General features: G+C 68.4%; 5 protein-coding genes. 2 read left to right on the top strand and 3 right to left on the bottom strand.

Features of this window, described 5'->3' with window-relative positions:
- Window positions 1-89: 89 nt before the first annotated feature.
- Window positions 90-521, bottom strand: a complete 432-nt coding sequence (locus JAO81_RS16965) for a DUF3052 domain-containing protein (protein ID WP_199548695.1) — start codon at window positions 519-521, stop codon at window positions 90-92.
- Between the two features lie 492 nt (window positions 522-1,013).
- On the opposite strand from JAO81_RS16965, the gene aceE reads away from it, so the two are divergent.
- Complete coding sequence (gene aceE / locus JAO81_RS16960) at window positions 1,014-3,746, top strand: pyruvate dehydrogenase (acetyl-transferring), homodimeric type (protein ID WP_199548694.1); 2,733 nt, start codon at window positions 1,014-1,016, stop codon at window positions 3,744-3,746.
- Window positions 3,747-3,817: 71 nt separating this feature from the next.
- Window positions 3,818-4,660 carry a potassium channel family protein gene (locus JAO81_RS16955; protein WP_199548693.1) on the top strand — a complete coding sequence of 281 codons (843 nt, stop codon included), beginning with the start codon at window positions 3,818-3,820 and terminating at the stop codon, window positions 4,658-4,660.
- 34 nt (window positions 4,661-4,694) lie between these two features.
- Here the strand turns inward: JAO81_RS16955 and JAO81_RS16950 are convergent, their stop codons facing one another.
- Both JAO81_RS16950 and JAO81_RS16945 read right to left on the bottom strand, forming a co-directional pair.
- Entirely contained in the window at window positions 4,695-4,994 is a 300-nt protein-coding gene (locus JAO81_RS16950) for a small hydrophobic protein (RefSeq protein WP_199548754.1), read from the bottom strand.
- 101 nt (window positions 4,995-5,095) lie between these two features.
- Window positions 5,096-5,488: a peptidase inhibitor family I36 protein gene (locus tag JAO81_RS16945; protein WP_199548692.1), complete on the bottom strand. Its 393-nt coding sequence runs from the start codon at window positions 5,486-5,488 to the stop codon at window positions 5,096-5,098.
- Window positions 5,489-5,636: the final 148 nt, after the last annotated feature.

The raw sequence follows: 5,636 nt of genomic DNA, 5'->3' as shown, positions 1-5,636 counted from the left end.
CCCCCCCCCCGCGACCCAGTCCCCCCGTCCCCCCCAAGACCCCCCCGCGGAGGGACGGGCGGGGGTTCTGCTCGACGTGTCTGACGTGGTCAGCGCTTCTTGGTCGCGGCCTTCGGGGTGCTCAGACGGCTGGCCGTCCAGTCCTTGCCGGCGCTGATGCTCTTCGCGGCGGACAGACCGGCGGTGGTCGAGGCCTCGCCGATCTCGCTCGGTTCGACGTAGCCGTCGCGGCCGGTCTTCGGGGTCAGAAGGAGGATGGAGCCGCCTTCCTCCATGTACGCGATGGCATCCACCAGCGCATCGGTCAGGTCCCCGTCGTCCTCACGGAACCAGAGCACCACACCATCGGCCACATCGTCGTAGTCCTCGTCGACGAGCTCACTGCCGATGATCTTTTCGATGTCCTCGCGGAGCTCCTGGTCGACGTCGTCGTCGTAGCCGATCTCCTGGACCACCTGCTCGGGCTGGAAACCCAGCCTGGCGGCCAGGTTCGACTCCGCGTGGTCCGCGGTCGCGCTCACGGATTGCCTCCTGATCATTTTTTTCGGATGTCGTTTGCGCCTCGCGCGTGCGCGAAGCGTTGGCCGTAGTCCACACGGGCGGGACGGATCGCGCAAGTACCCGGCCGCCGAGACCGCCGAAACGGTGACGATCCCGGCCGTGTCACCGCAACCCAATGCCCGATTTCTCCGCGATCGGTGATTCATCCCACAGCGATACGTCAGATTTGCGGGCGCCTGCGGCAAGTGGGCGGGAGCCTGAGCACCCGACCCGTACGAAGCACGTACGGGAAAAATACAGCCGGAAGGCGCGAGCTGTTCAGTCGGGACCTTCACCGGGCGCTCCAGGTCGAAGGTCCCTGGGGAAGGAGGGTCCTACTTGGGCGTATCGTTGCGATTTGGGCGTCCCGGGCCTTGGTTACCAGTCGGTACAGATGACGCGGGAAGCACCGGGGTACACGATGGACAACGGTGTGAAACCCCAGATCGACACTCCGACAGCGAAGGAACAGCGTGGCTTCCGGATCCGATCGCAACCCGATCATCATTGGCGGCCTGCCCAGCCAGGTCCCGGACTTTGATCCCGAAGAGACTCAGGAATGGCTCGACTCGCTGGATGCGGCGGTCGACGAGCGCGGCCGCGAGCGGGCCCGCTACCTGATGCTCCGGCTGATCGAGCGCGCCCGTGAGAAGCGTGTGGCCGTGCCCGAGATGCGCAGCACGGACTACGTGAACACCATCGCGACCAAGGACGAGCCGTTCTTCCCCGGCAACGAGGAGATCGAGCGCAAGATCCTCAACGCCACGCGGTGGAACGCGGCGGTCATGGTCTCCCGCGCACAGCGCCCTGGCATCGGCGTAGGCGGTCACATCGCGACCTTCGCCTCCTCCGCCTCGCTCTACGACGTGGGCTTCAACCACTTCTTCCGCGGCAAGGACGAGGGCGACGGCGGCGACCAGATCTTCTTCCAGGGCCATGCCTCGCCGGGTGTCTACGCCCGTGCGTACCTCCTGGACCGGCTCTCCGAGCAGCAGCTCGACGCGTTCCGCCAGGAGAAGTCGAAGGCGCCGTACGGACTGTCCTCGTACCCGCACCCGCGCCTGATGCCGGACTTCTGGGAGTTCCCGACCGTGTCGATGGGCCTCGGCCCCCTCGGCGCGATCTACCAGGCCCGGATGAACCGCTACATGGAGCACCGCGGCATCGCGGACACCTCCAAGTCGCATGTCTGGGCCTACCTCGGCGACGGCGAGATGGACGAGCCCGAGTCGCTCGGCCAGCTCTCGCTCGCCGCCCGTGAGGGCCTCGACAACCTGACCTTCGTCGTGAACTGCAACCTGCAGCGCCTCGACGGCCCGGTACGCGGCAACGGCAAGATCATCCAGGAGCTGGAGTCGCAGTTCCGCGGCGCCGGCTGGAATGTCATCAAGCTGATCTGGGACCGCAGTTGGGACCCGCTGCTCGCCCAGGACCGCGACGGCACCCTGGTCAACAAGATGAACTCCACGCCGGACGGCCAGTTCCAGACGTACGCGACCGAGTCCGGCTCGTACATCCGTGAGCACTTCTTCGGCGACGACCACCGGCTGCGCGCCATGGTCGAGGGAATGACCGACGACCAGCTGCTCCACCTGGGCCGCGGCGGTCACGACCACAAGAAGGTCTACGCGGCGTACAAGGCGGCCCTGGAGCACAAGGGCCAGCCCACCGTGATCCTGGCGCAGACGGTCAAGGGCTGGACGCTGGGCCCCAACTTCGAGGGCCGCAACGCGACCCACCAGATGAAGAAGCTGACGGTCGACGACCTCAAGCACTTCCGCGACCGGCTGCACATCCCGATCGCGGACAAGGACCTCGAGGGCGGCGCCCCGCCGTACTACCACCCGGGCCGCGACTCGGAAGAGATCCAGTACATGCACGACCGCCGCAAGGGTCTGGGCGGATTCGTCCCGACCCGCGTGGTGCGCGCCAAGCCGCTGCAGCTGCCCGACGACAAGGCCTACTCCACCGCCAAGAAGGGGTCGGGCCAGCAGTCGATCGCCACGACCATGGCGTTCGTCCGCATCCTCAAGGACCTGATGCGGGACAAGGAGATCGGCAAGCGGTTCGTGCCGATCGCGCCGGACGAGTACCGCACGTTCGGCATGGACGCCTTCTTCCCGAGCGCCAAGATCTACAACCCGCTCGGCCAGCAGTACGAGTCCGTCGACCGCCAACTGCTGCTCGCCTACAAGGAGTCGCCGACCGGGCAGATGCTGCACGACGGCATCACCGAGGCCGGCTGCACGGCGTCGCTGATCGCCGCGGGTTCGGCCTACGCCACGCATGGCGAGCCGCTGATCCCGGTGTACGTCTTCTACTCGATGTTCGGTTTCCAGCGCACCGGTGACCAGTTCTGGCAGATGGCCGACCAGCTGGCGCGCGGATTCGTGCTGGGTGCGACCGCCGGACGTACGACTCTGACTGGTGAAGGTCTGCAGCACGCGGACGGCCACTCGCAGCTCCTTGCCTCGACCAACCCCGCCTGTGTCGCCTACGACCCCGCGTACGGCTTCGAGATCGCGCATATCGTCAAGGACGGTCTGCGGCGGATGTACGGCGAGAACGCAGAGGACGTCTTCTACTACCTCACCGTCTACAACGAGCCGATCCAGCACCCGGCCGAGCCCGAGAACGTGGACGTCGAGGGCATCCTCAAGGGCGTCCACCTGTTCAAGCGCGGTGAGGCGGGCACGATCCCGGCGCAGATCCTCGCGTCCGGTGTCGCCGTTCCGTGGGCGGTCGAGGCCCAGCGGATCCTCGCCCAGGAGTGGAACGTCAAGGCGGATGTCTGGTCGGCGACCTCCTGGAACGAGCTGCGCCGCGAGGCCGTGGACGTCGAGGAGCACAACCTTCTGCACCCGGAGGAGGAGCAGCGGGTCCCGTACGTGACGCAGAAGCTCTCCGGCGCCGAGGGTCCGTTCGTGGCCGTTTCCGACTGGATGCGGTCCGTTCCCGACCAGATCTCGCGCTGGGTGCCCGGTCGTTATCAGTCGCTCGGCGCTGACGGCTTCGGCTTCGCGGACACGCGTGGCGCGGCCCGTCGCTTCTTCCACATCGACGCGCAGTCGATCGTCCTGGGTGTGCTCACCGAGCTCGCGAAGGACGGGAAGATCGACCGCTCGGCCCTGAAGCAGGCCATCGACCGCTACCAGCTGCTCGACGTGGCGGCGGCCGACCCGGGCCCTGAGGGCGGCGACGCGTAGCACGCACGCTCCTGAAGGGCGGTGGGACCGGGTGGTCCCGCCGCCCTTTCGGCTTGTCTACGATGCGCGCTATGCCCAGCCCCAAGGAACAACCGGCGCAGATCCGCTGGGAGAACCGCACCCAGCGTCCGCTCCTCGCCCTGGCGATCGCCTTCGCCCTGGCCTATGCGGTGCCGATCGTGGCGCCCGACGCCTCCGGTGGTGTGAAGACCGCGTGCGAGGTGGTGGAGTGGGTGGTCTGGGGCACGTTCGCCGCGGACTATCTCGTACGCCTGGCACTGAGCGACCACCGGCTGCATTTCATCCGGCATCACTGGCTGGACCTGGCGGCCGTGCTCCTTCCGCTGCTCAGGCCGTTCCAGCTGCTGCGGGTCGTCTCCACCCTGATGCTGGTGGGGCGGCGGGCCCGGATGGCGACGCAGATCCGGCTGACCACGTATGTGGCCGGTTCGGTCGTGGGGCTGCTGATCTTCGGGTCGCTCGCGGTGCTCGCGGTGGAGCGGGAGTCGCCCGGCGGGAACATCAAGACGCCCGGTGACGCGGTGTGGTGGTCGTTCACGACGATGACCACCGTCGGCTACGGCGACCATTCGCCGACGACGGGCCTGGGTCGGCTGATCGCGGTCGGGCTCATGCTCTCGGGGATCGCGCTGCTCGGTGTGGTCACGGCGAACATCGCCGCATGGTTCATGGCCCGTTTCGAGCAGGACGACGCGGAGGAGCGCCGGCAGACGGCGGCGATCCTCGAACTGACGGAGGGGGCCGGGCCGTTGCGCGCGGGGGGGGGGGCGCTTGGGGGTGCGCCTGGGGGAGCCTCTCCGGGAGCCAGGGGGACGACAGCGGCGGCCGACGCCCCTTCCGCTCCTACGTCGGCCGCGCTGCCGTCGCCCTCGGGGTCCGGTCCGCGGGCTTAGATTCCAGCCGCGGGCTTAGATTCCAGCCGCAGGCTTAGAATCCAGGTCCTGCGGCACCGGCTACCCACATCAGCGCGAGGATGGTGTCGATCGCGCCGAGCACCACGGCCACCAGCGCCGGAAGGCGGTGTCCGCCGTCCCAGCGCCGGCCCATGGCGAGCCATCCGCAGACGATCGCGATCGGCCCCAGCAGAATGTGGAGCACGAAGAATCCCGCGACCGCGCAGATGACTCCGATAATTCCCAGCGTCGCGCGATCCGGCCCGGACCGGGACCCTGTGCGGCCTCGTGTGCGGGGGCGCCTGCGCGTGCTGTGTCCGAAGCCCGCCATCATCACTCCCAGCGTTGTCGAGGGGGCTTGACTCATCGAGTGCCCCGCTCCGGGAGTTCAACTCATCGACAACGGGCTTTGGTTGACATTCCCGGCCCGCGTGGCTAGCTCTCCCAGATCTTGAACGCCCTGACCTGGTACGGCGATGCAGGTGCCCACGTGCCGCCCCCGCGGCCCGGGTAGGTCTCGAAGTCGCCCGTTTCCTCGCACTCCGCGGACTGGTACGTGGTGACCGGGCGGGCCGTGCGGTTGACGAGGGCCTGGGCGCTGCTCCCCGCCGGCAGCGCCGTACAGGCCTCGGTCGTCAGCTCGGTCAGTTCGTACGTGGTGCGGTCGCCGGTGTAGTCGGGCGCCGTCCACAGGCACAGCTCCCCCGGTCCGCAGCCCGTCGGTCCCGGTGGTGCGGCCGCCGCCGGTGCCGTGGCCGTGGTGAGTACGGCGACGCCGAGCGCGGCCGCGGTGATGGTCGTACGGAGCTGAGTCCTCGTCGTGCGCATGGTGGTGAACCCCCGTGTCGTGTCGATCAGTCGGCGCAACTGTGAACCGCGCCGGGAGCGTCCGGGAAGGGGGTTCGGCAGCCGTCACCCTGATAGGGGAAATCCCCCGCGGGGGGGCCCGCGGGGGGTTTCGGGGGTGCTGCGCCCG

This window comes from Streptomyces sp. N35 (assembly GCF_016464295.1).
Lineage (GTDB): Bacteria > Actinomycetota > Actinomycetes > Streptomycetales > Streptomycetaceae > Streptomyces.
Note: the sequence above shows the minus strand (reverse complement) of the source record. Positions and strands in the feature narration are given on the sequence as shown.